Here is a 25,706-nt window from a genome sequence, read left to right as displayed (position 1 = left end):
CCATTTCGTCCGAGTGACGACGGCGGGTCAATCCTGTTGCGCCCCAGAGGGTGCAGTCCTCCGGTGGCACGTTTCGGCATTGTGGCCGATAGTTCATATTTATGCCGCACGCTGCCAACCCTCGACTGCGCCGCGAAAATGGGTGAGATTTTTCAATTCCACCGCGAAATCATCGTCAGCGGTGACGACGCGCTGTCAAAGACGATCGCCGAGGAGCTGCGCGGCGCGGGCGCCCGGATCATAAAGATCAACACCGCGGCCGATCTGCTCGGCGCCGGAGTGCACCGCGCGCGTGCCGTGGTCTGCGCCGGTCCCAACGATGCGGTAAATCTCGAAATCGCCTTGCTGGCACGCCAATACAGCCCGAGCGTCCGCGTGGTAGCGCGTCTGGCCAACGACGTACTGCGCGGTGCGGTGGCCGACGTCAACGGCCCGGGCGCAATCCTGGACGTCGCCGACCTGGCGACGCCGTCCCTGGTCGAGGCCGCCCTGTCGCGCAACGCCCACCAGTTCGAAACGGCCGGTATCGAATTCGTCGTATGGGGATCCGAGGCGCCACACGACGGGACGCTGCGCCAGCTCTATGCCGACCTGGCGCCGGTCGCGGTGGTCCACGGCAAGAACTCGCCGACGCCCGGAGAGGTGGTGCCATGTCCGGGACGTGATCTGCAGGTCTACGCCGGCGACTGGACCTCGATGATCGGCGTCAAAGAGGAAGTGGAAGCACGCGGGATCAGCTTGCCGCCCCGAACCGCTGCACGCTCGCGCGACTCCCGGCTGCGACGCACGATCGACGCCGCACGAGCCATGCGCGACGACGTGAACCCGATGCTGTTGCCCTCGTTGGCGATCTTGCTCTTCCTGACGCTCGGCTCGGCAGCGATCGTGCGTTTCGCCTATCGGAACCCGCGGATGTCGTGGCTGGACGCCCTGTACTTCACCTCCGAGACGATCACCACCGTCGGCTTCGGTGATTTCAGCTTCGCGCAGCAGTCCGTTTTCCTGCGGATGTTCGCCATCGGGCTGATGTTCGGCGGCGTCGTGATCACCGCCGTGCTGTTCGCGGTCCTCGCGGACCTGCTGCTGTCCCGTCGGTTCGTCCACACGGCCGGACTCCGGCGCGCGCGCCACATGCGCGGCCACGTCGTCGTAGTGGGACTGGGTTCGATCGGCATCCGCGTCGTGACCGACCTGACCGCCGCCGGATACGAGGTGCTCGTCATCGAGCGCGACGACAATAACCGTTTCCTGTCCACCGTGGCCGAGCTCGACGTGCCGGTGATCTTCGGGGATTCGACGATGCGTCAGACGCTGGAATCGGCGCGCGTCGACCGCGCGCGCGGCGTGGCGGTGGTGACGCAGGACGACATGGAGAACATCGAAACCGGAATCGTGCTGCTGGAGATCCTCGGATCCGACACCAAGGTGCCGATCGTGATGCGCGTCCAGGGCCGCGCGCTGGGCACCGCGGTGAACCAGCGGTTCGGCTTCGAAAATGTGCGGTCAATCGTCGACCTGGCGGCGCCCTGGTTCATCGGCGCCGCGATGGGCCTGCAGGTGCTGGGTACGTTCTGGGTCGGGCAGCGTTCCTTCATGGTCGGCGGAATGCTGGTGGCGCCGGACAGCGAGCTCGACGGGCTGCTGATGGTGGAAATGTCCACTCAGACGCGGGTCATCGCGATCACCCGACCCGAAGGGCCCATCAGGCTGCGCCCCCGCCGCGACGATCGCCTCAGAGCCGGCGACACCGTCTACCTCATCGGCCCGTACCGCGAACTGATCGCGACGCTGCGCAAAGGCCAGCCACCGCCGGCGACCGGCGTCAATGGCGAACTCGCGTCGGAGCTCGCGGCGGCCCGTTCGACGCGCAGGTCCCAGGCGCGACCGCCGCGGTGGGCGTGGATGCAGGACGCGGAGGTTTAGACGTCGTAGTAGAGCGCGAATTCGCCCGGAGTGGGCCGCAGGTTGAGCGGGGCGATCTCGTAGTCGCGTTTGAGGTTGATCCAGGTCGCGATCAGGTCGGGCGTGAAAACGCCTCCCGCGGTCAGGTATTCGTGGTCGGCCTCGAGCCGGTCGATCACGTCGGCCAGCTGGGTCGGCGCCTGCGGGATGTCCGCGGCCTCGTCCGCAGGTAGCTCGTAGAGATCTTTGTCGATCGGGGGAGGCGGCTCGATGGTGTTCTTGATGCCATCCAATCCGGCCATCAGCATGGCCGCGAATGACAGGTACGGGTTGCCCGACGAGTCGGGGCAACGGAATTCGAGCCGCTTGGCCTTCGGGTTGGTGCCGGTGATGGGAATGCGGACGCATGCGCTCCGATTCCGTTGGCTGTAGACGAGGTTGATCGGGGCCTCGTAGCCCGGGACCAGCCGCTTGTAGGAGTTCACCGTCGGGTTGGTGAACGCGAGCAGCGACGGCGCGTGGTAGAGCAGGCCGCCGATGTAGTGGCGGGCGGTGTCCGACAGACCGGCGTAGCCCGTCTCGTCGTACATCAACGGGTTGCCGTCCTGCCACAGCGACTGGTGGCAGTGCATGCCGGAACCGTTGTCGCCGTAGAGCGGCTTGGGCATGAACGTCGCGCTTTTGCCGGCCTGCCTGGCGGTTTGCTTGATGATGTACTTGTACATCTGATGGTCGTCGGCGGCGTGCAACAGCGTGTTGAACTTGTAGTTGATTTCGGCCTGGCCGCCGCTGCCCACCTCATGGTGACCCTTCTCCAGGGCGAAGCCGGCGTTGGTCAGGTGCGTGAGCATCTCGTCGCGCAGGTCGACGTAGTGGTCGGTGGGGGCCACCGGGAAGTAGCCGCCCTTGGGGCGGACCTTGTGGCCTAGGTTGGGGCTGCCGTCGGACTCGGTCTCTTTGCCGGTGTTCCACCACCCCGATGTGGCGTCGACCTTGTAGAAGGACTCGTTGATGCTCGAGTCGAAGCTGACCGAGTCGAAGATGTAGAACTCGGCCTCCGGGCCGAAGTAGGCGGTGTCGGCGATACCGGAGCTGATCAGGTAGTTCTCGGCCTTGCGGGCAACATTGCGCGGGTCCCGCGAATAGGGCTCCAGGGTGAACGGGTCATGCACGTGGAAGTTGACGTTCAGCGTTTTCGCGGCCCGGAACGGATCTATCGTCGCGGTTTCGGGATCAGGGAGCAGCGTCATGTCCGATTCGTGGATCGACTGGAACCCGCGGATCGACGAGCCGTCGAAGGCCAGGCCCTCCTCGAATACGTTCTCGTCGAAGGCGTAAATCGGAATTGTGAAGTGCTGCATGGTGCCTGGCAGGTCACAGAAGCGCACATCGATGTATTCGACGTTCTCGTCACGGGCGAGTTTGAAGATATCGTCGGGTGTCTTTTCGGACATCGTGCTCCTGTCTGGGCGGTACGGCGCACTCCAATTGATGCACGACATGCGGGTGTGCGCATGTCGGAGGCGCCCGCGCAGCTATCCGCCTGAAGGCGGCTTGTCGTCGTGCAGTTACGGCAAGGGGGCGCGTGACGGATGTTTCCAACGGACGGCGGACGACGTGGCCGACGCCGGACCGTGGGTGATCTTGATCCGATCCCGACGTCGGAGCAGTGGTAGCGCGCGCCAAGGTGAAACTCCGATGCATCTCGTCGTTCCGTCCGCCGCAGAAGTGGGTACGTATCGCAATAGCGTTGAGCGCGATTTTGGTTTGGTCCGGGTTTCGAGTCGGAGGGCGGCATTCGATGGTTCGTCAGGGTGGTCGGTGGGACGTCGGCTCCAAGAACAACGAGATTTACATTGAGCGCATCTCTGAGGACGACGAGCAGTTGTTTGAAGATTTGTTGGCGCCCGAGGAGGCCCGGAAGTTGGCCGGCTTGTTGACGAAGTACGCGGACAAGGCTGAGCGGTCCGACGAGTCCGATGACTCCGATGACTCCGACGAGTCCGATGACTCCGACGAGTCCGATGACTCCGACGAGTCCGATGACTCCGATGACTCCGACGAGTCCGATGTCTCCGATGAGTCCGATGAGTCCGACGAGTCCGATAACTCCGACGAATCCGACGACTCGGACAAGTCCGATAAGTCGTCGGATTAGCTTCCGGTCTACCCAGCCCCGTGCAAGTTGAAGGGGCGGCCCTTGCGGGCCGCCCCTGAGTTGTGCAGTTGGATGGCTGAGACGCCGCCGCTATCGCCGGTCGCCGCAGTTGGTGTTGGCGGGCTTCGAGGGCCACGCGCAGGCGTTGATGTCGGTGGCGCCGCCGGGACCTCCGCCGGTGAAGACGCCGTAGGCTCCGCCCCGGGTCCCGGTGTAGGTGGCGCCGCCGGCGCCTCCCCAGCCGCCGGAGTTCACGACGGTCACCGCCCAGCCGTTGGCCTCGAGCGCGGCCTTGTACGCGTCGAGAACAGCGGCCCCCGATCCGTTGACCAGGAAGTGCATCCGGATCCCGTTGTCCGAAATCGAGGAGGGGCCGTCGGTGCGCTGAGTGTTCGCCGGGGTGGGAATCATCGATTGCAGCTGCGCTGCGTCGGCGGCGCCTGGCGCGGCGCAACCGACGGCGGCCGCGGCGATCGTCGTGATCAGCAGGGCGCTGGCCTTGCTGCGGCGCTGCAACCGGATCCGCTTGCTGGTGGTGGTGTGAGTCTGGTTGGTGCTTGCTGAAATGTTCATGCCACTGATCTTTTAGCCAACGCCGGCCTCGCAGTAGCGGCCGCGTTCTTGTAGGGATACAAGTGTGGCTTGTATCCAGGAAACGACGGCGGGCCTGCGTCAGGTAATGACGGGTCGCGCACCGGCAGCGGTGAACTGGCGGAGCCAGTCGAACCACGCCGCCATGCCTTCGCCGGTCCGCGCGCTGACAGGGAAGATCGCGGCCGTGGGATTGACCTGCCTGACGTGGTCGATGTAGGTGTCGACGGTCGTATCGAGGTGGGGGATCAGGTCGATCTTGTTCAGCAGCACCACATCGACGGATCGGAACATCACCGGATACTTCAGCGGCTTGTCCTCACCCTCGGTGACCGAATACACCATCGCCTTGGCGTGTTCGCCGACGTCGAACTCCGCGGGGCAGACCAGATTGCCGACGTTCTCGATGATCACCAGGTCCAGCGGTGGCAGGTCGAGCCCCTGCAATGCCCGGTTGACCATCGGGGCGTCCAAGTGACACTCGCCGCCGAAACCGTTGTTGGTGTTGAGCAGTGACACCTGCGCGCCGCGGCCCGACAGCTTGGCGGCGTCGAGGTCGGTGGCGATGTCACCCTCGATCACGCCCACCGACAGCTCGCCCGCCAGCTCGTCCAGCGTGGCGCCCAAGACGGTGGTCTTCCCGGAGCCCGGCGAGCTCATCAGGTTCAGCGCTCGAATACCGTTGCCCTCGAACGCTCGACGATTGATATCGGCGCGGGTGTCGTTCTCCGCGAAGATCGACTCCAGGACCTCGATGCGCTGCGAGCCGGTTTGATACCCGCTGTGATCACCGTGGTCGTGCTCGCCATGGGAGTCGTGGTCGTGGTCGTGGCTGTGCACCGTGCCGTCGTCGTGGCGGTGGAATCTACCCATTTGCCTGACCTTTCATGACACCTGCACCGAGGTGACCAGCAATTCGTTGCCGCATAACACCTCGACGTCGCCGCTGTGGCACCCCGGACAACAACGCCGACCACCGAGACTCGATCCGCGAGCGTCGCCCAAAGGCGCGGCAGGCCACCTCGGCGGGCACGAGCTCGAGCTCCAGCTCGGTATTGACCATGTTGTCATCGAGGCGCTGACACATCAACGACCAGCGAGGCAGGGGCTAAAGACTGAGGTCACGCGACCAAGCGGCCCAAAAGTAAACGATGAGCGAGATCGGCTACTACTTTGTTTGTTGTGGGGGACAACGACCCGGGCTCATCGGGGCACCTTTGGCAGGGTCAGCGCCAGTTGCTAGGCCGATTACACGAACAGCTCGATGAGCTGGCTACAGCCCGCGACCAGATGGAGCAACTGGTCCGGGTGATCGTCGAGATCGGTTCCGATCTGGACCTGGATGTGACATTGCGTCGCGTGGTCAACGCCGCGTTGGAACTGGCCGGCGTCAGCTATGGAGCTTTGGGGATACGCGGACCCGACGGTGCTTTCGTCTCGTTCGTACACGCGGGGATCGACGCCGACACAGCGCGCCGACTCGGTGATCTGGCAGTAGGTGAGGGTCTGCGCGTCGACGATCTCGACGCCTATCCGCAGGCCAGCGGATTGCACGCACAGGGCCGGCCGATCCGGGCGCTCCTTGGGATACCGATCACCATTCGCGCAGCGAACTTCGGCGATCTGTATTTGGCCGACACCGAGCCCGGCCGGGTGTTTTCCGAGGTGCAGGAGAGCGCGGTGCGGGCCTTGGCCATGGCGGCCGCCGTCGCAATCGACAACGCGCGACTTTTCGAGCGCGTGCGTGAATCCGCAAAATGGACGAAGGCCAGTCGTGAGATCACGACCGCCTTATTGTCCGGCGACCCCCAGACGGGTCCGTTGCAGCTCATCGTGAACCGGGCGCTCGAGTTGGCCGACGCCGAGCAAGCGATATTGCTGGTTCCCCAAGAGCCCGACCTGCCCGCCGATGAAGTCGACGCCCTCGTGGTGGCTGCTACCGCGGGCCGGTACTCCTCGGAAGTGATCGGTCGTCAGGTGCCGATGGATGGTTCGACGACGGGTGGTGTCGCGCGTCGCGGCTTGCCGCTGATCACTGATTCCTTCCAATATCCGATCGAGGGATTCACCGACGTGGGTGAACGGCCCGCGATCGTCATGCCTCTGATCGCCGATGATGCGGTGCTTGGCGTCATCGCTGTCGCGCGGGATCCACAGCAGCTGCAATTCGGCAGCGATTACCTCGAGCTCGTCAGTGACTTCGCGGGACACGCCGCTATCGCGTTGGCACTGACAGCAGGTCGCGAACATGCGCTTAATCAGCAACTCGCCCAAGCCGACACCGTCGACGAGGCACTGCTCGCGGCGGCCGAGGAACTGCGGCGGCTGTGGCGGGCGCGTCGCGTTCTGGCGGTGACTTTCCTGGCCCCGACTTCCACCACGGGCCCAACCCTTCTTGCACCACGACTGGTATCGGTGGGTGAGCCCGCCCGGTGGGCCGATCTACCGGCGCAGACGCAGGAGATGCTCAGCGCGTTGCGCGACGGCGACCTGCTCACTCCCAACACAACCCAACCCGGGACGGCAGGCATCGCTCTGCAGCATCCCGAGGGTGTGTTGGTCGTCTGGATCGATCTGGCCGAACAACGGCCGTTCACCCTCGAGGACCAGACTTTGCTGACCGTGCTTGCCGGCCGCCTCGGCCAGGGACTCCAGCGAGTGCACCGGGTCGACCAGCAGCGGGAAACAGCCCTGGCCCTCCAGCATGCAATCCTGGGGCCCGCAGACCTGCCGAGCGGCTTCGTGGTGCGTTATCAGGCCGCCACCCGCCCATTGCAAGTGGGTGGCGACTGGTACGACATCTTCGACCTCGAGGACGGGCGTATCGCCCTGATCGTCGGCGACTGCGTCGGACATGGGCTCGCCGCCGCCACCGTGATGGGGCAGGTCCGCAGCGCTTGCCGCGCACTGTTGTCCGAAAACCCGAGCCCAGGTGCCGCTCTGGCCGGGATGGACCGATTCGCCGCTCGCCTGCCCGGCGCACGATGCACCACCGCCGTCTGCGCGGTCCTCAACCCCGCCACCGGCGAATTGGTCTACTCCAGCGCCGGTCACCCCCCGCCCATCCTGGTCCACGTCGACGGCACCGTTCAGATGCTTGAAGACGGCCACACGATCGCGTTGGCGATGAGGCCAGACTGGTTACGCCCCGAAGCCCGCGTGACGATACCTGCGCGCGCGACGCTGCTGCTCTACACCGACGGTCTCGTCGAACGTCGCCGCGTTCCACTGGACCAGGGCATTTCGCGCGTTGCCGCCGTCGCTCAGGATGCGCGCGACTCCACACTGGATGAGCTGGCGGACCAGGTCATGTTCGATGTCGCGCCAAGCGGCGGCTACCAGGACGACGTTGTTCTTCTGGTCTACCGCCATCCGCCCCCGCTGGAATTGAAGTTCCCCGCTGACGCCAGCCACCTAGCCCCCGTACGCACGGAACTGCGCAGTTGGTTGACGCGGGCGCAGGCGACGCCGGCCCAAGCGATGAACGTACTGGTGGCCGCCGGTGAAGCCGTGGCGAACGCGATCGAGCATGGTCACCGTGGCGCTGCCGAGGGCACAATTTGCATGGAAGCCGTCGTCCGCGGCGACCAAGTTCACTTGACGATCGCCGACACGGGCTCGTGGAAGCCTGAACAATCGCCGACCTACCCCAGTCGCGGGCGGGGCATTCCGCTGATGCGTAGCCTCATGCGCGACGTCGAGATTCAGTCCAGCCCCAGCGGCACCACCGTCAACCTGTCCGCGACAATCAATTGATGGCCACGTCGCTCATCCTCGAGACTGCGCGCCGCAGCGACGGGGAACCCGTGCTGGTTGCAGCGGGGGAGATCGACCTGAGCAACATCGACGCGTTCAGCAAGGCGCTCACGACCGCGGCCGCGGACAGCGGCGGGACTCTCCTGGTCGATCTCAGCGCCGTGGAATATCTGGACAGCGCCGCCATCAACGTCTTGGCCACCCATGCCGAGAACATCCATCTCATCGCTCATTCGCTTCTCATGCCGGTCCTCAGAATCAGCGGACTGACCGAGGTGGTCACCGTCGAGGCCGCGGCACCGACAGCCGAAGACTGAGCCCCGCGACCATCCGCCTGTTCCCGGATGGTCCGGCTACCGCAATGATGAACCCATGCAAACAGAATCAGGCCCCGGCGAATCGAACGGACGTGAGGAAGTCAACCCGCAGATCGGCTCCGCGCTCGAAGGATTGTCGGACGACGAATTGGAGCAATTGCGGCGCGCGGCGGAAGAACACGGCATGACGGTCGAGGAACTCGTCGCAAAAATTGTCAGTGAGGGAGTCGAGCAATCCGCGCGTTCGTGGCTGTCGGACCTATGGAAAGAGTACTTCTCCGGATTGAAGTCCCTGTTCAAACGCTCGGACGCCAAGCCCGTGCCGGCGAGGGACGAGGACCCGGGGCCACCGTCGGGCAGCGCCACCTAGGAGCCGGCGGCACCGACGGCACGGGGTGCCGAGCATGAACGGCCGCCGAAAAGACAATCTGCTGATCGTGCACTGGCACGACACCGGACGCTGGCTGGGCGCGTATGGACATCGCGGGGTTTCAAGTCCGTGCTTGGATCGCTTCGCCGCCGAGAGCATCCTCTGCACCCGCGCGCACGCGGCCGCCCCGCAGTGCTCGCCGTCACGCGGCGCACTATTCACCGGTCGCTACCCGCACAGCAACGGACTGATCGGGCTGGCTCACCACGGTTTCGAATACCGCGACGGCGTGCGGACGCTCCCGCAGATACTTTCGGACGCCGGCTGGTACTCGGTGTTGTTCGGGATGCAGCACGAGACGTCCTTTCCGTCGCGGCTCGGGTTCGACGAGTTCGACGTTTCCGACTCGCACTGCGACTACGTGGTTGCCAGAGCGCAGCAATGGCTGACCGAATCCGCCCCGCTCGGCGACGGTGATCCGTTCCTGCTGACGGCGGGCTTCTTCGAAACCCATCGACCGTGGTCGCGGGACCGCTATCAGCCGGCGCCGATCGACGACGTGGACGTGCCCGATTACCTGCCGGACATCCCCGCAATCCGTGGTGACTTCGCGGATTTCTACGGAGCGATCGCGGTCGCGGATGCGGCCGTCGGTCGGCTGCTGGACACGCTGGCCGAGACCGGTTTGGATGCCGACACCTGGGTAGTTTTCTTCAGCGACCACGGGGCGCCGTTCCCGCGCGCGAAGTCGACCCTGTATGACTCCGGCACCGGCATCGCACTGATGATCCGCCCGCCCACGCGACTCGGCTTGCCCCCACGCAGCTATGACGAGCTGTTCAGTGGTGTGGATCTGCTGCCGACGCTGCTCGACATACTGGGGCTGGAAACGCCGGATGACGTGGAGGGGATCTCCCACGCCGCCGATCTGCTCGGCGCCCTGGACCCCGCGCCGCGGCGAGAAGTGTTCACCGAGAAGACCTACCACGACTCCTTCGATCCCATGCGCGCGATACGTACCAAGGAGTACAGCTACATCGAGAACTACGCGCCGCAGCACCTCGTGGACCTGCCACTGGATATCCAGGACAGCCCGTCCGGCAAGGCCGTCGCCGCCTGGGCGGCGGGGCCACGCCCGGCGCGCGAACTTTACGATCTGCTCGAAGACCCGTCCGAACTGAACAACCTCCTGCTCGGCAAGGACCGCGACCGCTACGAACGGATCACCACTGAACTCGCGCTTCGCCTGCACGACTGGCGGGAACGCACCGGGGACGTCTGCCCGTCCGAGTTCGCGGGCCCACGGATCCTGGTGGAGCGCACCGAGCTCTATGTGAGCGCAACGGTTAAAGTCCTTGGCGTAGAGCCCACTTCAAGCTCGCCACTCGGACCCGAACGTGGCCTGCGGGAGGTGACCGGCGTCAAGCGATAGCGGGCATCGCTGCTCGGCGCCCGAATTGGGTTGCGCGGTCCTGTTACCGTTGAAGGATGTCCACGTTCGTGATGTGCTGCACCGAACCGAGAAGTCTCGGCTCGGTCTTTTTGGCGTGGAATGAGCGTGTCACGCGACAGCAGTCGCGCTCCCGATCCATGCGGCGGCTCGGCGCCTCAACGGCCCCATGGCCGGGTCGGGAGGCAGGCCGTCAACGACTTTCAAATTATTTTGCTGAACCACTTTTCGCTGCTGGGCGCGTCGCCGGACACGCCTAGCTTTCGGCGTGCCCGAATAAGCCTGTAATTGCAAGTGCCCCAACAATTTTCGCTGTTGACGAGCGCTACCTTCGAGTGTTTACTTGGATCCGCTTTCCCGATCGGCGGAGTCGAATCCTTGATAACTGAAGATTGAATGGGCGGGCGTAGCTCAACCGGAAGAGCGGCGGTCTCCAAAGCCGCAGGCTGCAGGTTCGATTCCTGTCGCCCGCGCCGGCCAGAGTAATTGCCCGCTAGCACAATTCGGTAGCTGCGCCCGGCTTTGGACCGGGAGGTTCCAGGTTCGATCCCTGGGCGGGCAGCGCAAAAAAGTTTCCATATGCCTTGGTATCCCAATTGGAAGAGGAACCGGTTTCAGATGCCGGCCAGTGTGGGTTCGAATCCCTCCCGAGGCACCAGGTTCGGCTCCGCCCTCGCCGCCGTGGCTCAACGGACAGAGCACCTGATTACGGATCAGGGGATTGGGGGTTCGAATCCCTCCGGTGGCACGCAGATTTGGGCCTCTGTAGCTCAACGGAGAGAGTGGCCGGTTCCGGGCCGGCAGGTTGCAGGTTCGAGTCCTGCCAGGGGCGCTTGACGACATGGTCGACTTGAAGACACTAGGAGAGAGGAGGGCCGCGGCATGGTGGACTACCCAGCGGTGCTGGTGCTGAACGCGTCCTACGAGGCCCTCGACCTCGTATCATGGCAAAGCGCAATCGTTTTGGTCGTCAACGACAAGGCGCGGATCCACCAGGCGCACGAGTCGGGCGCGGTCATCCGTTCGGCACGCCTGGCGGTGCCACTGCCGGCCGTCATTGTGCTCCACCGGTATGTGCTCGTTCCTTATCGGGATCTCGACGAACACGCGAGCGCGTCGGTCACCGCGGTGCTGCGCCGCGACCGGGGAACGTGTGGGTACTGCGGCGATTTCGCGACGACGGTGGACCACATCGTGCCCAAGTCGCGCGGTGGCCCGAATTCGTGGGCGAACCTGATCGCGGCCTGCCTGGTGTGCAACCAGCTCAAGGCCGATCTCACACCCGAAGAAGCGGGTATGCGGCTGCTGTGGCAACCGTGGGTTCCGGAGGCCGTGCCCGTGCCACAGCGCAGGGTGTGGCGTGAGCTGGCGCCGATGGCGTGACGGTGGTGGGTCCACAGTGACGGTGATTTCACGGTGTGGCCCACCACCGGGCGTCACGTCCGCCCGGGAAGCTTCATCACGGTCCGCACGATCGGCAGCAGCGACTTCTGCCACAGGGTGGGCGGAAGGCCAAAGGGCGCATCGAGATTGAACACCCGCGCGGTCGCGATCGTCTGCGATTCGGTGTACTTCAGCAGGCCCTCGGGACCGTGCCTGCGGCCGACGCCGGAAATGCCCATCCCGCCCATCGGCGCGCTGAGGCTGCCCCACGCAAACGCGTAACCCTCGTTGACGTTGACCGTCCCCGACCGCAGCCGCGCGGCGATCTTCTCGCCCTCCGCATTGGACCCGGCCCACACGCTGGCGTTGAGACCGTAGTCGGTGTCGTTGGCCTTATCGACGGCCTCGTCCACGTCGGCGACGGGGTAGATCGAGACCAGCGGCCCGAACGTCTCGTTGTTGGCGCACTCCATTTCGGGCACCACATCGGTCAGCACCGTCGGCTCGTAGAATAGCGGACCGATGTCCGGCCGGGCTTTCCCGCCCGCAATCACCTTGGCGCCCTTGGCGGTTGCGTCGTCGACATGGCCCGTCACCGTTTTCAGCTGGCCCTCGGAGATCAGGCTGCCCATGTCGACCGAAAAGTCGTAGGCGGCGCCCAACTTCATCTTCCGCACCGCGTCGCCGAACTTGCGCGTGAAGTCGTCGGCAACGTCCTTCTCCACGTAGATCCGCTCGATGGAGATGCAGAGTTGGCCCGCGTTCGAGAAGCACGCGCGGGTAGCCGCTTTGGCGACCTTGTCGAGGTTGGCGCCCCGCGTCACGATCATCGCGTTCTTGCCGCCGAGTTCGGCGGAGAAACCGATCAGCCGACGGCCGGCGGCCTCGGCGAGGTGGCTGCCCGTCTGCGACGAGCCGGTGAACATCAGATAGTCGCAGTTCTCGGTGATTGCGGTGCCGACCACCGACCCCGGCCCGGGCACGATCGCATACAGCGCCCGGGGTAGCCCTGCCTTGTACAACAACTCGGCACACGCCAGCGCACAGTACGGCGTCTGGCTGTCGGGCTTGAGCACCACGGCGTTGCCCGCCAGCAGCGCCGGCACGGAGTCCGATGCTGTCAGCGTCATGGGGTAGTTCCACGGCGAGATCACCCCGACCACGCCCTTGGGCTGGTAGCCGACCGTGGTCTTGCCGATGGCCGGCAGCAGCGCCTGAACCTTGCGGGGCTTCAACAGATCCGCCGCCACCCGTACGTAGTAGTTGGCGTTGGCCATCAAGTCGACGATTTCCTCCTGCGCCGCCCACCTGGCCTTGCCGGCCTCGGCCTGCAGCAGGTCCATCAGGAACTCGCGGTTCTCGATGACCAGGTCGCGATAGCGGCGGACGATCTCAATCCGCTCGCCGACCGGACGCTTGGCCCACGCGATCTGCGCCGAGCGGGCTTCGGCGAACGCCGCCTCGACGTCTTCGGCGGTGCCGATCGGGACGGTGGTCAGCGGTTTGCCGGTGAAGACCTCATCGATAGTTCGGGATGGCCGGGCGGTGGCGTCCTTGATCGCGGCGAGCTGACGCAGACGGTCAAAGGTGGCGGCTGACGGTGCGGGCATGGGACCAGCCTATAGCCGTCAGCAACCCCCCTTTCCGATCATTGCTGGGGGGCGACGCGCATGGACGCGATGTAGTAGACCTCGTGGCCACTCGGGTATCCGCCGCCGTCGGTGGCGATGTGGACGTGGTCGTAGTGGTTGGCGGTTTCGTTGCCGAGGTCGGAGGTCCAGCTCCCCGCGCCGACGCCGGGGTAGATCTTCTGCCGCCAGATGACGTGATCGATGCCCCAGCGCTTGGCATTTGCCAGGGCGTAGCCGGCGATTTGGTTGCCCAGCTCGATGCCCTCGGCGCTGCTGTGGTTCGGGATCATCACGTCGATCGCGAGCCCGTTGGGATGCCACTTCAGGGCGTCCTGCCGGTAGCCCCCGATGGTGCTGATCTGTGGAAACAACACGTGGATGACGCGAGCCGCCCAGATGGTGTGGATCTGCAACCCGCCCTCCGGCGCGATGCCGGCGGGCAGCGGGAACTGGAAGTCCTGGGCATTGGTGGGCGCGGCTGACGCCAGCGACGCCAGCGCCTGCACCTCCTCGGGAGTGGCGGTGCGCGGCGCGCCGGGGGGCGGCGACGTGGGGCCCGCCGGGCCTGCCTGGCCGGCCTGGCTTGTCGGGGCGGCGCCTGGGGCCTGAGCGCAGCACGCCGGCTTCACGCCTTGGGCGTAGATCATTCCGGCGGAGACGATGAGGGAGGCGACGACCGCCAACCAGCGGCTGCGGCCGATGGCTAACAGGTTCCTGCCCACGAAGAGCACTCTAGTGTCGGATGAGGCGCGTGTGGCACCCCATCGCGGGTTTATTTGTCGGTTCGGTATCTACGCGTCGATCACGACGCGACCGCCATCGGCCCGCGACACACAGACCAGCATTTCCTGGTCGCCCTCGACCGCGCGTCCCCGGCGATCCACGTCGCCGGCCAGCACCTTGACCTTGCAGGTGCCGCAGAACCCCTGCTGGCACGAATACGGGGTCGCCGGGTTGTCGTCGAGCATGACGCCGAGGGCCGACCGGTTCGCCGGCACGCTGAGCACCCGCTGCGAGCGCGCGAGTTCCAACTCGAACGGCACGCCGTTGACGACGGGTGGGGGACCGAATCGCTCGTAATGCAGTGGGGCGTCGGCGTGCTGGTCGCGCTCGGCACGCACCGCCTCCAACAGGCCGCTCGGGCCGCACACGTACACCGCGGTCGTCGGCCCCGCGTCGGCCAACAGGTCCGCCGCCGTCGCGATCCGGCCCCGCTCGTCGTCGGCCCACACGGTGACGCGGTCCGGCGCCACCGCCAGCACCTCGTCCAGCAGCGGCATGTACTCGCGGCTGCGGCCGGCATACACTGCGCGCCAGTTCAATTCGCGCTTCTGGGCCGCCTGGATCATCGGCAGGATCGGCGTCACGCCGATGCCGCCGATCACGAACAGCAGCTCCCGCTCGTCGGTAACCAGATAGAACGCATTGCGCGGACCTTCGAACTCCAGCGTGTTGCCCACCTGGAAGGCGTCGTGCATCTCGATCGAGCCGCCGCCGCCCCCGGGGATCCGGCGCACGGCGATGCGGTAGTCGGTGCGGCGCCCGGGCGGGCCGCACAACGAGTACTGCCGTCGCAGCCCCGACGGCAGCCGAACGTCGATGTGCGCGCCGGGTGTCCAGGAAGGCAGCAGCGCGCCGTCTGGGTCTGCCAGGGTCAACGCGACCACGTCGGGCGAGACCAGCTCGCGCTTGGTGACCACGGCCGTGTTGATGCGCTGCACCGGCAGTATTCGCGCCGGCGTCCACCGGGACAGCGACGCGATGCCGCCGAACAGGGTCCCCACCCCGGACAGCGCGGTGTAGAACCGGTCGTGCTTGCGGCGACCGTACAGGTCGGTGGGCCTACTGCCCCAAATGGTTTGCGACACGGGACTAGTTCCTTCTCAGGTTCGTTATCGAACGGGCCCGGACGGCCTTGACGATCGCCGTTGCGGTGGTTTCCGGCGGTCCCGGGCGCACCGTGGCGACCTTGATGCCCTCTTTGGCGAGGCCGGTTCGCGACGATGCGACGGCCGTGTTCGACGACACGTTGACGATCGTTCCGCCCTGGCCGCGCTCGACCATCTGGTCGGCGAACGCCCGGGTGCCGACGCCCCCGCTGACCAGGATGTCGACCACGCCGTGCTTGTCGTGCACTTGGGCCGCAAGGTCGTTCATCGCCGACTCGTCGCCGGCGTCCACCTGGTGGACCGCGGCCTCGGCCCCGGCCGCCCGGACGGCGTCGGCGGTTTCCTCAGCTCCTGAGGCTCCGGGCACGTCGCGGTCTACGAGCACGACCGTGGCCGCACCCTGGCGGGCCAGCGCCACCGCGGCGGCCCGGCCGATTCCGCCGCCGGCGCCGGTGACCAGCGCGAGCTTGCCTCGCACGTCACGACGACCCGCGACGACCCGGTCGGTCGGCGTGGCGCCTTCGGTGACCAGGTCGACCCACTCGCCGGTGAGCCGCGCGATGACATCGGGACGCGAGGCCACCACCCAGTGCCCGCCTTCGATCTGCAGCACCCGATGGCGGGCCGGTATCGAGCCGGTGAACCGCTGCATGGCGGGCGACACGAAGTAGTCCTGGCGCGCGGCCAACACCTGCACCGGGACGTCGGTCTGCGGCAGCTGAGCCGGGGGCATGAACATCGGCGCGGGCATGTTGGCGCGATACAGGTTGAGCCCGTTGAGGTAGTCGCGCGTCGATCGGTAGTCGGCGCGGCGCTGGCTGCGCGCGCTCGAACGGCCGATAAGTTCAACCGTCTCGAAGATTTTCGCGCCCAGTCCGGACCGGGCCGCAAAATCCGGAGCGACCGGGAACAGGATGAACCAGATGTAGGACGAGGCGAAGAACTGCTTGACGACGTCGATCGCGGCGCGGGGGGTGCGTGCCGAGCGCAGGAACTTGCCCGCGTAGTTCAGGTGCGGTCCGGAGACCGACGTGAACGACGCTATGCGGCTCATGACTGCTTCATCGGTGACCGCCGCCCAGGCCTGAATCGAGCCCCAGTCATGGGCCAGCAGGTGCACGGTGTCCACGCCCAGGCTGTCGATCACCGTGCCGATGTCGGCGGACAGCTGATTCAGCTTGTATCCGGATCGGCTTGTGGGCGTGTCTGATTCGCCCGCGCCGCGGACGTCAAAGGCCACGAGGTTGTACTTGCCGGCATGGCGTCCGAGTTCGGTGGCGACCCCGTCCCACACGTGGTGGTTGTCGGGGTAGCCGTGCACGGCCAGGATGGTCGGGCGCCGCGGGTCGATGTCGGTGTAGGCGTGCACCGCCAGGCGCACCCCGTCCGTGGCGGTCACCGTGGTTGAAACCGCCTGGGCGGTGGGCTGATTCATGGATTCTCCGGTACTGGATCAGTGCGCCGCGCGCGCGGCGGGCGATCGAGCCAGATAGTCGACCGCGCGGCCCACCCCGCCCATCTGAGACGGGTGGAAACCGGGCTTGTAGTAGGCGCTGATCTTCGGTAGGAACTGCGTCGGCCCGGGCAACAGGCCCCGGCGTGCGGCGTTGAGGTAGTCGCGCCAGCGCGGTTTGGTCCCCGGCGGCAGGTGCGGGTCGACGGAGTACATGAAGCGCACGCCGCGGATCCACAACAGCGCCAGGGCCGGCGTGATCAGCAGCTGGGTGCGCACCTGCCGCCAGTAACTCGCGCGCAGATGCTTCATGGTGTCGAAGGAGACCGCCTTGTGCTCGACCTCCTCCGCGCCGTGCCAGCGCAACAGGTCGAGCATCACCGGGTCGGTGCCGATGGCGTCGAGCTGCGGCGTGTCCAGAATCCATTCGCCCAGGATCGCGGTGTAGTGCTCGAGGGCCGCCACCATCGACACCCGCTCGAGGATCCAGCTCTGCCGTCGGCGCAGGCTCCAGCGCGGCCGGTCGCCGAGGAGTTTCTGGAACATCCAGGTGACCTGGTCGATGAACGGTGACAGGTCGACGCCCTTGGCGGCGAAGTGGTCGAGCACCCCGGAGTGGGCCTGGGAATGCATGGCCTCCTGCGCGATGAAGCCCTGGACGTCCAGCCGCAGCTGGTCGTCCTTGACCAGCGGCAACGCGTCCTTGAACACCCCCGCGATGAATTCCTCACCCGCCGGCAGGAGCAGGTGCAGGACATTGCAGAAGTGGGTGGTCATCACCTCGTTGGGCACGTAGTGGAACGGTAGCTTCGCCCAGTCGAAATCGACGTCGCGCGCCTGCAGGACGAATCGCTCGTGATCGAGCGATTCATCCCGCCGGCCTGTTGCCTGGTCATCGACAGTGAACATGGTGAACTTCCTGCGGCTAGGCGCTGTATCGGGTCTCGGTCTCGTCTTCGCTGATCAGACCCTCGCTGCGGACGAACCGCAGCAGGTCGTCGACAGTCTGTCCCAGCGTCGGCTCGTGCATCCGGACGTCGGCCAGGCCGCGCGCGTAGCGGTACTTGGCATTGTCGTACCGCTTGTCGCGCATCGCCGTGATCTTGCCCGCCGAGCGGGTGAGGAAGTCGGCCAGCGGATACAGCGGATCACTGGGACCGGCCAGCTGGTTGACCTGCTCGACGAAGGACGGGATGTCGTGGTACTCGAACCGGTAGCCGTGCCGTTCGGTCAGCAGCCGGGTGACATCCGGGAGGGCGTAGTAGTCGTCGGCGGTGATGTTGAAGACGGTGCCCGCGTCGGCCGGGAGGTCCGTTTCCATCAGGTCGACGATGTGGTCGGCCACCAGGTCGGCCGGCAGCAGGCTGACCTGGTTGAGCGCGTTGACCGCCACGCCGTGCTGAATCATGAACGCCGTGAGGCGCACCAGGATGTCCTCACTGCTCCCGAAGCCCGCACTGGTCGGGGAGATGAGCGACGGCCGGTAGATGCGCACGTCCAGTCCCTGACGCTGGGCTTCGAGCACCAGCTGCTCGGCGACCCACTTGGTCTGTGAGTAGCCGAAGTCCAGCCCGCTCATCGGCTCGTTCGCGTCCCACTCGCCTACCACCGGCAGGGTGCTCCAGCCGTAGATGAAGGTGCTGGAGACCAGGTGGAAGGCCTTGCGGTGCGACGTCATGGCCAGGCGCAGCAACTCCCAGGTGCCGCCCACGTTCGCGGGCCGCAGGGCGTCGTAGGTCCGCACGTAGTTGACCAGGGCGCCGTTGTGCACGATGGCGTCCATGCTCTCCGCGAGCCGCTGGAACTCCGCCTCGCCGACGCCCAGGTTCGGCTCGGCCAGGTCGCCGCAGATCACCCGCACGCGGCTGCGAACCTCGTTCTCGAGTTCCGCGGACCACAGCTGTGCCCGGCGCAGCGAGGCCACGATCCGGTCCAGGCCGTGGTCGGTGTCGGTGGCGCGCATCAGCGTGTGCAGGGTGTAGGACGTCTGCTCGAGCAGGCTGCTCAGCAGGAACGGCCCCAGGAACCCCGTCACGCCGGTGACCAGGACGTCGCTCACCACACCCGGACGGGCGTCGGGCAGCGCCGGCAGTGGCAGCTGCGCGTCGGCACGCATCTGCCGGGTCTCGTAGGCCTCGTACTCGGCGGAGATCTGTGCGAGCGCCTGACGCACGGCGTCGAGCGGTTGCCCGTCCCGATCGCCGAACTGGCTCACCAGCCGGAAGAACTCGGCGACCGTCAGCCGCTGCAGGAGTCGCGTGTTGACCTCCTCGGCCAGCTCACCCGCGCCGTGCTCTTCCAGCAGGGCCTGCAGGTCGGTGCGCAGCTCGGCCAGGCTCAGCGAGTCGATGCCCATGTCGGCGAAGGAGCAGTCCTCCTGGCCGGTGAGGTCATAGCTCTCGATGAGGTGGCGGAAGCGCTCCATCGGGCCGGCGCTGGCGTCCAGGGCCTCGTGGGGCCGCTGGGCGTAGGTCGCCAGCGGCGACATGCCGCCGTCCAGCCAAAGCTGGCGTGCTTCCCGGCGGCGGATCTTGCCCGAGGTGGTCTTGGGGACGGTGCGCGCCGGCAGCAACGCGATGGTGTGGGGCTCGATGTGGCAGTGCTTGCGGATCGTGCGGGCCAGAACCTTGGTGTCCGGCAGGTTTTTCTCGTCGCGCACCTCGGCGACCACGACCAGCGCTTCCTGCCCGTCACCCTCGATCGAGAAGGCGGCCGTGCAGCCGGGGCGAAGCTCCGGCGTGGCCCGCTCCACGATGGCCTCGACGTCCGCGGGGTAGCAGTTGACGCCGCGGACGATGATCAGGTCCTTGGTCCGGCCGCAGACGAACAGCTCGCCTTCGTAAAGGAAGCCGAGGTCGCCCGTGCGCAGATAGGTGTGCTCGTCGTCGCCGACGATGCGGGCGCCGAACATCTCGACGGTCGCGTCGGAACGCTCCCAGTAGCCGGCGGCCTTGGACGGTCCGTCCACCCAGACCTCGCCGACCTGGCCGTCGTTGAGGGCCTGCCGCGACTCGGCGTCGACGATGCGGACCACGTTGTCGGCCATGGGCTTGCCCGAGCTCACCAGCAGGGCCTGGTTGTTGTTCTCGGGCAGGGTCTTCTCGACCCGCGCGAGGTTCTGCTGCAGCGCCCGCTTGTTGACGGCCAGGATCTGCCGTCCGCGCAGCGTCACGATCAGGGTGTTCTCCGCCAGGCCGTACGCGCCGGTCACCGCCTCGGGCTTGAGGCCGTAGGGCGCGAAGCGCTCACGGAAGCGCAGGAAGGTCTTGGCGCGCAGCGGCTCGGCCCCGGTGACGATGGAGTCGAGGCTGCTCAGGTCGATGCCTTCGAGCTCCGACGCGGGGAGCTTGTCTTCCCGCAGGCAGTACTCGAGCGCGAAGTTCGGGCACGGCGTGTAGTTCGCGCGCACGTCGCTGACGAGCCGCAGCCACGTCGCCGGCTTCTTCAGGAAGTCCTCCGGCGACATCCCATGGGTGGTCCCGCCGTGCAGCATGATGAAGAAGTACGCGGAGATCAGGCCCATGTCGTGGTGCTGGGGAAGCCAGCTGACCAGCACCAGGTTGTCGCCGACGAAGGCGCCGGCGTTGGCGATGATGTTGGCGTGCGTCACCACGACGCCCTTGGGGTCGCTGGTGGAGCCGGACGTGTACTGCAGGAACAGCACCGGGCCGGGCGTGTCGGCCACGGGCCGGCCGCCGAACTCGCGGGTGGCGTCCGTCGCGAACCAGGGCAGGTCCGGGAGGCGCTCGTTGTCCGACCAGGGCAGCACGCCGTCCAGGTGGCCCGCCATCAGGCGGTAGTTGTATTCGAGCTCCTTTGTCGACAGCACCGCCTTGGCGCGGCTGTCGCGCGCGATGAAGCTGAGCTTGGCCAATCCCGCCTCGAACGCCATCGGCAGGGGAGGGCTGACCGGCACGGCGACGACCCCGATGCGTGCGCAGGCGAACAGCGCGGCGACCATCTCGAGACCCGGCGGGTAGACCAGCAGCGCCCGCTCGCCCTTCTTTAGGCCGACCTCGGTCGACAGGTAGGCGGCCAGCTCGCGCGTCCGCTCGGCGAAGCTCTGGTAGGTGTACTGCTCGAGCTCCCGGCCGTCGACGTCGACAAACTGGTACAGCGTCTTGTCGGGTCGCTGGGTCTCCCACTGGTTCATGTAGTCAATAAGGGTCTCCATAGGAGTCACTCCCCGTTTCAAGTCGGTGGCCGGTTTCAAAACCGCGATCAACTGAACACTTCCCCCATCGCAAGTGTTGTTGTGTCAGATAGTAGTCCCCGATGAGGCGCAAGCAAAGATGTGAGAAGCATTTTCTTGCGCTACATATGAATTACACAGCTAATGTGGCTGAGTAAGTAAATCCCACCATACCCGACGCAAGTTCGAAGCGCCCTATTCATGATCTCAGTAGATATCAATCTCAGTATCTCAGTAGGCCGCTAGCCGCTAGAATTGCCTGGTCAGAGCTTCTAACTGTGCTAATACTGAGATGTGCATCTCCGTATTTCAGTACTGTCTGATCGCGCCGTTATTGTGGCGTGACCACCGCTCCGCATAGTTTATTAGCGCCACCGTCAAGAGAAGTCGGCAAACAAGAAGTCTGCGACGTTGATGCTAGTTGCGTCACCGTAGGTCGAGTTCGCAGCAACCCGCGCCCGGGGTCGCGCGAAGCGCAGCCTTCAGCCCCATCGCTGGTGCCACCCCCGGCCGCGCAGCACGGCAGAACTCATAAACTACGGACATACTGACATACTGACGCCAGCCGTGCAGCATACGTCGGGTACCCGGCGCCGGGGCGGGCGATCGTTCGACCGGCAGACCTAAGCCAGCGCGGCGACCGACGGTTCCACCCGCGCAACGCGGATCAGGGGCCCGGCGCGGGCCACCAGTTTCACGATGTCGAAGAAGCGCTCGCCGTCGATAATCGGCGACAGGGGCTCGTCCTCAGCCTCGATGATCATCTCGCGGCCGTTGACGTCGCGCAGCTCGAAGCCGCCGCGGATCTTGCCGCTGCGGAGCGCCCTGGGTAGTTGCGTGACGATCTTCGACGGCCGCAGGTTCCCAGCCTGGAAGTGCAGCAGCCCGGGCTCGGAGGCCTTCGCGAACAGCCGGAAGCCACCGCCGATGACCAGGTCAATGGAGCCGGCGTGCAAAAACCGGTGTTCCCGCGTGGGCACCTCGTCGCCGTCGATCACCACGCGGGCATGGGTCGGAATGAACAGCTTGCTCGCGTAGTTGGGCGTGTTCGCGTGGGTTTTGGAGACCTTGTTGTTCACGTAGTCGCGGGCCGACCGGACGATCACCTTGACCACGTCCGCCCGGCCGTGGGTGTGGTTGTCGTAATACCGGTCGTAGAACCGGTTGCCGACGCCGCCGGCCGCCAGCCCGAAGCAGAGCCGATGGAACTGCTCTCCGTCCTTGGTCTCGCCGTCGAGCGTCAGCGTGTCCAGGCGCATCTCCGGTGGTGGACGGTCCGCCTGCGCGGCGAGTGCCAGCTCACGCAGGATCTCCTTAGGCCGCCCCTTGACACCCGCCTTACGTCCGATGGCGTTGACGCTGCCGCCCATGCTGGGCACGAACGTCGGCCAGTCGTGCGGATCGGCGATGCAGTGTTCGGTGTCGTTGACCAGCCAGTTCAGCGATCCGTCGCCGCCGTCGCTGACCAGGTGGGTGATCCGCGGCAGCAGCTCGCCCAGGACCGCGCGGACGTCCTCGGCAGAGTGGGTTTCGTGCACTTCACCGTACTTACCGAGAATGTTCTGCAGCTCGCGGCTACGTCCGGGAGCGGCGATGTTCTTGCGTGCGTGCGGATTGAAGATGACGCCGATATACATCCGCGGTCACCTGACCGTGTCGGAGCGGGTTGACAGGGCGGGTAGATCGCGTCCCATTGAGTTCTCCTCGGGAAGGGGCTGGGGCGTCCGGGTGGGATTCCGCGCGTATCGCAGCACGATACCGCGAGGCTGCTGCCTTGAGCGACGGGTCCCGGAACCGATGGACGGGGCATATCCAGGTCAGAGACTTTCGAAACTTCGCATTAGGGTGGCTGCCATGCCTGAATGGACTGCGGCGGACCTGCCCTCGTTCGCCGGCCGCACCGTCGTCGTCACCGGCGCCAACGGCGGGCTCGGGGAGGTGACCGCCCGCGAGCTGGCCCGCGTCGGCGCCCACGTCATCCTTGCCGTGCGCGACACCGAAAAGGGCGAGGCCGCTGCCGCGCGCATGGCCGGTTCCGTCGAGGTGGGCGAGCTAGACCTGCAGGATCTGTCCTCGGTCCGGCGTTTCGCCGACGGCGTGGAGAAGGTCGACGTGCTGGTCAACAACGCCGGCATCATGGCCGTCCCGTTCGCGCTGACCGTCGATGGCTTCGAGAGCCACATCGGCACCAACCACCTCGGGCATTTCGCGTTGACCAACCTGCTGCTACCCAAGCTGACCGACCGGGTGGTGACGGTGGCCTCGCTGCTGCACATGATCGGCTACATCAGCCGCAAAGACCTGAACTGGCAGCGCCGGCCCTATTCGGGATTCATGGCGTATGGCCAGTCGAAGCTGGCCAACCTGCTGTTCACCAGCGAGTTGCAGCGACGGCTGGACGCCGCGGGCTCGTCGCTGCGCGCGTTGGCCGCCCATCCCGGCTGGTCCCGCACCGAGCTGCAGGGACATTCCGGCCGCCGCCTGAGCGACGCGCTGGTGATGGCCGCGGACCGGCTGGTGTCCACCGACGCCGACTTCGGCGCCCGGCAGACTTTGTACGCGGTCTCGCGGGATCTGCCCGGCAACACCTACGTCGGGCCGCGCTTCGGCCTTTACGGCCGCACTCAGCCGATCTGGCGCACCTGGCTCGCCAAGCGCACCGGCACCGCCGCCGCGCTGTGGGAGCTGTCCGAACAGCTCACCGGCACCAAATTTCCACTCTGAGACACAGTTGCTCTAAGACACGATTCCGCAAATACTGGGTGTCCACGCGTTTGCGCGCATGGCCTGCCGAGCAATCCATTGCACACTAGAGTGGCTGCGGGAGAAACTGCTGGTAAGCAGCGGGGTGCTTAGCGGTGTCAGGGGCGGGACCTCGGCGAGGAGGGCAACCATGGGAACGACCATGCTGAAGGCTGAGATCATCCCGGCGGTGTTGGCCCTGCTTGCGGCGCTGTCGGCTGCGATCGGCAGCGTGATCCGGCAGAGTTCCGCGCACTCGATCACCGAGGGCGAAGTCGGTCACCTGACGCTGTTCAGCATGCTGGTGCGCAATCGCCGCTGGTGGATGGGCGGTCTCGGCGACGTCGCCAGCTACGTACTCATCGCCATAGCCCTGGACTATGGCTCGGTCATGCTGGTCACCTGCCTGCAGGTGACCGTGTTGCTGTTCGCCATGCCCATCTATGCGCGGATAACGGGACATCGCATCACCCGCAACGAGTGGATATGGGCGACTGTGCTGGCCGCCGCGCTGGCGCTGCTCATCAAGGTCGGGGACCCGACGGCCGGCGAGAAGCGGGGCGCGGTGAGCGACTGGCTCATCGTGGCCATCGTGATGGGCCCGGCGTTGGTGATGTGTGTGCTGGGCGCAAGGGTGTTCAGGGGCCGTCCGGCCGCGCCCGTGCTGCTCGGGGCGGTCTCCGGGTCGTCGCTGGCGTTGTTTGTCGTGCTGACCAAGGGCATCACCGAAGTGATCCACCACGGCGGCCACCACCTGTTGCACACCTGGGAGTTTCCCTTCTGGATCGGCGCCGGGGTGTGCGGAATGATCTTCCAGCAATCGGCGTTCCGCGCCGGCTCGCTGACCGCCTCGCTGCCGACGATCACCGTCGCAAAGCCCATCGTGGCCACGATTCTTGGCATCGCCGTCCTCAAGGAGACGCTGCAGCTGAAGAACGGGCCGGAATGGGCATTGCTGATAGCGGTCACGGTGTTGGTGATCGTCGCCACCGTGATGTTGGCGCGCGGTGAGGCCGCGGCCATCGAGGAGGAAGAGCCGCACGACGTCGTCGGAGCGGACACGGCACACGACGATGAGGCGGGGCAGGCCGTCGAACTCACCGAACCCGCGAATCCGATCCCGTCGGAGCCAGTGACCGACTGACGCTCGGCCGCGCTTGTCGCGCGCCGTCATTTCGCCTCGATGGGCGCACACCTTACGTAATTCCTTGCTTTCCGCATTGTCGAATGGTCGATCCCGCTTCGGCCGCCCCCGCAAGAATTCCGCAAGAGCTTCGCAGCCGGGCGGCAAGCGCTGTCGCGGAACGTAGGTGGCGCCGGGCCGCTGGGTTCAACCGGTGGGTGAGCTTTGGGATCGGTAGCGGTGTTAGTTGTGTGAAATAGCAGGCGAATACGCGCGTCGAGGCTGGCGCCCGACAGGGAGGCGGCACCACGTGAGCACGAACGGCAACGGCGTGGCGGTGCCCAGAGTCGGGCCGGCGCGCGGCGGGCTTCGCGACTGGCGTTGATGCCCCAAATTTGATGTTTGTGGGTGCTAGATTGGCGTCGCCGCTGGCCCTTCACCCCATCTCTAGTAGGCGATTAGGAGACCGAGTGAGTACAAATCCGTTTGATGACGACAATGGCAGCTTCTTCGTTTTGGTCAACGACGAAGAACAACACAGCCTGTGGCCGACATTCGCCGAAATTCCGGCCGGCTGGCGGATCGTCTACGGCGAGGCGGCCCGGCCCGCGTGCTTGGAGTACGTCGAACAGAACTGGCCCGACATCCGGCCGAAAAGTCTGCGCGAGCGGCTCGCGCTGGGCGCGGACTCGTAACTCCTAAGGCTTCGGGGTTGGGGACCGGATGAACCGGGACGACGACCGCCGCCA

General features: G+C 66.0%; 20 protein-coding genes and 5 tRNA genes. 15 read left to right on the top strand and 10 right to left on the bottom strand.

Going from position 1 to position 25,706, the window contains the following annotated elements; genetic code table 11:
* Positions 1-138: 138 nt before the first annotated feature.
* The gene (locus AC5Y5V_RS18585) at positions 139-1,923 is read left to right on the top strand and encodes an NAD-binding protein (RefSeq protein WP_499938237.1); all 1,785 of its coding nucleotides are present in this window, start codon (positions 139-141) and stop codon (positions 1,921-1,923) included.
* Here AC5Y5V_RS18585 and glnA read toward each other — a convergent pair.
* The gene (gene glnA / locus AC5Y5V_RS18580; protein WP_499938234.1) at positions 1,920-3,356 is read right to left on the bottom strand and encodes a type I glutamate--ammonia ligase; all 1,437 of its coding nucleotides are present in this window, start codon (positions 3,354-3,356) and stop codon (positions 1,920-1,922) included. The genes AC5Y5V_RS18585 and glnA overlap by 4 nt on opposite strands.
* A 347-nt stretch (positions 3,357-3,703) precedes the next feature.
* Here glnA and AC5Y5V_RS18575 point away from each other — a divergent pair, with 347 nt between their 5' ends.
* The gene (locus AC5Y5V_RS18575) at positions 3,704-4,060 is read left to right on the top strand and encodes a hypothetical protein (protein ID WP_499938232.1); all 357 of its coding nucleotides are present in this window, start codon (positions 3,704-3,706) and stop codon (positions 4,058-4,060) included.
* A gap of 90 nt (positions 4,061-4,150) precedes the next feature.
* Here the strand turns inward: AC5Y5V_RS18575 and AC5Y5V_RS18570 are convergent, their stop codons facing one another.
* A complete protein-coding gene (locus AC5Y5V_RS18570) occupies positions 4,151-4,633 on the bottom strand; it encodes a hypothetical protein (protein WP_499938230.1) in 483 nt (160 codons plus the stop codon).
* A 99-nt stretch (positions 4,634-4,732) separates the two neighbouring features.
* Complete coding sequence (gene hypB, locus AC5Y5V_RS18565) at positions 4,733-5,524, bottom strand: hydrogenase nickel incorporation protein HypB (RefSeq protein WP_499938228.1); 792 nt, start codon at positions 5,522-5,524, stop codon at positions 4,733-4,735.
* Positions 5,525-5,941: 417 nt separating this feature from the next.
* Between hypB and AC5Y5V_RS18560 the strand changes: the two genes are divergently transcribed.
* From AC5Y5V_RS18560 to AC5Y5V_RS18515, 10 genes are all read left to right on the top strand, one after another.
* Complete coding sequence (locus tag AC5Y5V_RS18560) at positions 5,942-8,407, top strand: SpoIIE family protein phosphatase (protein ID WP_499938355.1); 2,466 nt, start codon at positions 5,942-5,944, stop codon at positions 8,405-8,407.
* Positions 8,407-8,724, top strand: a complete 318-nt coding sequence (locus AC5Y5V_RS18555; protein ID WP_499938225.1) for an STAS domain-containing protein — start codon at positions 8,407-8,409, stop codon at positions 8,722-8,724. The genes AC5Y5V_RS18560 and AC5Y5V_RS18555 overlap by 1 nt, the downstream gene beginning before the upstream one ends.
* Positions 8,725-8,779: 55 nt before the next feature.
* Positions 8,780-9,094, top strand: a complete 315-nt coding sequence (locus AC5Y5V_RS18550; protein WP_499938223.1) for a hypothetical protein — start codon at positions 8,780-8,782, stop codon at positions 9,092-9,094.
* Positions 9,095-9,128: 34 nt separating this feature from the next.
* Positions 9,129-10,526 carry a sulfatase family protein gene (locus tag AC5Y5V_RS18545; protein WP_499938221.1) on the top strand — a complete coding sequence of 466 codons (1,398 nt, stop codon included), beginning with the start codon at positions 9,129-9,131 and terminating at the stop codon, positions 10,524-10,526.
* A gap of 418 nt (positions 10,527-10,944) precedes the next feature.
* Positions 10,945-11,017, top strand: a tRNA-Trp gene (locus tag AC5Y5V_RS18540).
* Positions 11,018-11,031: 14 nt separating this feature from the next.
* Positions 11,032-11,106: transfer RNA gene (locus tag AC5Y5V_RS18535), tRNA-Gln, on the top strand.
* A 19-nt stretch (positions 11,107-11,125) separates the two neighbouring features.
* A tRNA-Leu gene (locus AC5Y5V_RS18530) sits at positions 11,126-11,202 on the top strand.
* A gap of 17 nt (positions 11,203-11,219) precedes the next feature.
* A tRNA-Arg gene (locus AC5Y5V_RS18525) sits at positions 11,220-11,292 on the top strand.
* An 11-nt stretch (positions 11,293-11,303) separates the two neighbouring features.
* Positions 11,304-11,376 (top strand) — tRNA-Arg (locus AC5Y5V_RS18520).
* A 50-nt stretch (positions 11,377-11,426) separates the two neighbouring features.
* Complete coding sequence (locus AC5Y5V_RS18515) at positions 11,427-11,927, top strand: HNH endonuclease (RefSeq protein WP_499938219.1); 501 nt, start codon at positions 11,427-11,429, stop codon at positions 11,925-11,927.
* A 53-nt stretch (positions 11,928-11,980) separates the two neighbouring features.
* Here the strand turns inward: AC5Y5V_RS18515 and AC5Y5V_RS18510 are convergent, their stop codons facing one another.
* The 7 genes from AC5Y5V_RS18510 to AC5Y5V_RS18480 all read right to left on the bottom strand — a co-directional run bounded on the left by AC5Y5V_RS18510 (position 11,981) and on the right by AC5Y5V_RS18480 (position 22,729).
* A complete protein-coding gene (locus AC5Y5V_RS18510) occupies positions 11,981-13,537 on the bottom strand; it encodes a succinic semialdehyde dehydrogenase (protein WP_499938217.1) in 1,557 nt (518 codons plus the stop codon).
* A 38-nt stretch (positions 13,538-13,575) separates the two neighbouring features.
* Positions 13,576-14,280, bottom strand: coding sequence for a VldE C-terminal domain-containing protein (locus tag AC5Y5V_RS18505; protein ID WP_499938214.1), 705 nt, complete (start codon positions 14,278-14,280; stop codon positions 13,576-13,578).
* A gap of 69 nt (positions 14,281-14,349) precedes the next feature.
* Positions 14,350-15,426 (bottom strand): PDR/VanB family oxidoreductase, encoded by a 1,077-nt coding sequence (locus AC5Y5V_RS18500; RefSeq protein ID WP_499938212.1) that lies wholly within the window; start codon positions 15,424-15,426, stop codon positions 14,350-14,352.
* A 4-nt stretch (positions 15,427-15,430) separates the two neighbouring features.
* Positions 15,431-16,882 (bottom strand): alpha/beta fold hydrolase, encoded by a 1,452-nt coding sequence (locus tag AC5Y5V_RS18495; RefSeq protein WP_499938210.1) that lies wholly within the window; start codon positions 16,880-16,882, stop codon positions 15,431-15,433.
* 18 nt (positions 16,883-16,900) lie between these two features.
* A complete protein-coding gene (locus AC5Y5V_RS18490) occupies positions 16,901-17,809 on the bottom strand; it encodes a metal-dependent hydrolase (RefSeq protein WP_499938208.1) in 909 nt (302 codons plus the stop codon).
* Positions 17,810-17,825: 16 nt separating this feature from the next.
* Entirely contained in the window at positions 17,826-21,074 is a 3,249-nt protein-coding gene (locus AC5Y5V_RS18485; protein WP_499938206.1) for a thioester reductase domain-containing protein, read from the bottom strand.
* Between the two features lie 641 nt (positions 21,075-21,715).
* A complete protein-coding gene (locus AC5Y5V_RS18480) occupies positions 21,716-22,729 on the bottom strand; it encodes a diacylglycerol/lipid kinase family protein (protein WP_499938204.1) in 1,014 nt (337 codons plus the stop codon).
* A 217-nt stretch (positions 22,730-22,946) separates the two neighbouring features.
* On the opposite strand from AC5Y5V_RS18480, the gene AC5Y5V_RS18475 reads away from it, so the two are divergent.
* The 3 genes from AC5Y5V_RS18475 (at position 22,947) to AC5Y5V_RS18465 (ending at position 25,652) form a co-directional block, all read left to right on the top strand.
* Positions 22,947-23,816 carry an oxidoreductase gene (locus AC5Y5V_RS18475; RefSeq protein WP_499938201.1) on the top strand — a complete coding sequence of 290 codons (870 nt, stop codon included), beginning with the start codon at positions 22,947-22,949 and terminating at the stop codon, positions 23,814-23,816.
* Between the two features lie 169 nt (positions 23,817-23,985).
* Positions 23,986-24,978: a DMT family transporter gene (locus AC5Y5V_RS18470; RefSeq protein WP_499938197.1), complete on the top strand. Its 993-nt coding sequence runs from the start codon at positions 23,986-23,988 to the stop codon at positions 24,976-24,978.
* 449 nt (positions 24,979-25,427) lie between these two features.
* On the top strand, positions 25,428-25,652 hold the full coding sequence (locus AC5Y5V_RS18465; RefSeq protein ID WP_499938193.1) for an MbtH family protein: 225 nt from the start codon (positions 25,428-25,430) through the stop codon (positions 25,650-25,652).
* Positions 25,653-25,706 lie beyond the last annotated feature (54 nt).

The sequence above is a fragment of the Mycobacterium sp. NGS68 genome (genome assembly GCF_059812195.1).
Note: the sequence above shows the minus strand (reverse complement) of the source record. Positions and strands in the feature narration are given on the sequence as shown.

Coding starts and splice junctions, on each gene's coding strand:
- AC5Y5V_RS18585 (WP_499938237.1), top strand. CDS start 139: ATGGGTGAGATTTTTCAATTCCACCGCGAAATCATCGTCAGCGGTGAC.
- glnA (WP_499938234.1), bottom strand. CDS start 3,356: ATGTCCGAAAAGACACCCGACGATATCTTCAAACTCGCCCGTGACGAG.
- AC5Y5V_RS18575 (WP_499938232.1), top strand. CDS start 3,704: ATGGTTCGTCAGGGTGGTCGGTGGGACGTCGGCTCCAAGAACAACGAG.
- AC5Y5V_RS18570 (WP_499938230.1), bottom strand. CDS start 4,633: ATGAACATTTCAGCAAGCACCAACCAGACTCACACCACCACCAGCAAG.
- hypB (WP_499938228.1), bottom strand. CDS start 5,524: ATGGGTAGATTCCACCGCCACGACGACGGCACGGTGCACAGCCACGAC.
- AC5Y5V_RS18560 (WP_499938355.1), top strand. CDS start 5,942: ATGGAGCAACTGGTCCGGGTGATCGTCGAGATCGGTTCCGATCTGGAC.
- AC5Y5V_RS18555 (WP_499938225.1), top strand. CDS start 8,407: ATGGCCACGTCGCTCATCCTCGAGACTGCGCGCCGCAGCGACGGGGAA.
- AC5Y5V_RS18550 (WP_499938223.1), top strand. CDS start 8,780: ATGCAAACAGAATCAGGCCCCGGCGAATCGAACGGACGTGAGGAAGTC.
- AC5Y5V_RS18545 (WP_499938221.1), top strand. CDS start 9,129: ATGAACGGCCGCCGAAAAGACAATCTGCTGATCGTGCACTGGCACGAC.
- AC5Y5V_RS18515 (WP_499938219.1), top strand. CDS start 11,427: ATGGTGGACTACCCAGCGGTGCTGGTGCTGAACGCGTCCTACGAGGCC.
- AC5Y5V_RS18510 (WP_499938217.1), bottom strand. CDS start 13,537: ATGCCCGCACCGTCAGCCGCCACCTTTGACCGTCTGCGTCAGCTCGCC.
- AC5Y5V_RS18495 (WP_499938210.1), bottom strand. CDS start 16,882: ATGAATCAGCCCACCGCCCAGGCGGTTTCAACCACGGTGACCGCCACG.
- AC5Y5V_RS18490 (WP_499938208.1), bottom strand. CDS start 17,809: ATGTTCACTGTCGATGACCAGGCAACAGGCCGGCGGGATGAATCGCTC.
- AC5Y5V_RS18485 (WP_499938206.1), bottom strand. CDS start 21,074: ATGGAGACCCTTATTGACTACATGAACCAGTGGGAGACCCAGCGACCC.
- AC5Y5V_RS18480 (WP_499938204.1), bottom strand. CDS start 22,729: ATGTATATCGGCGTCATCTTCAATCCGCACGCACGCAAGAACATCGCC.
- AC5Y5V_RS18475 (WP_499938201.1), top strand. CDS start 22,947: ATGCCTGAATGGACTGCGGCGGACCTGCCCTCGTTCGCCGGCCGCACC.
- AC5Y5V_RS18470 (WP_499938197.1), top strand. CDS start 23,986: ATGGGAACGACCATGCTGAAGGCTGAGATCATCCCGGCGGTGTTGGCC.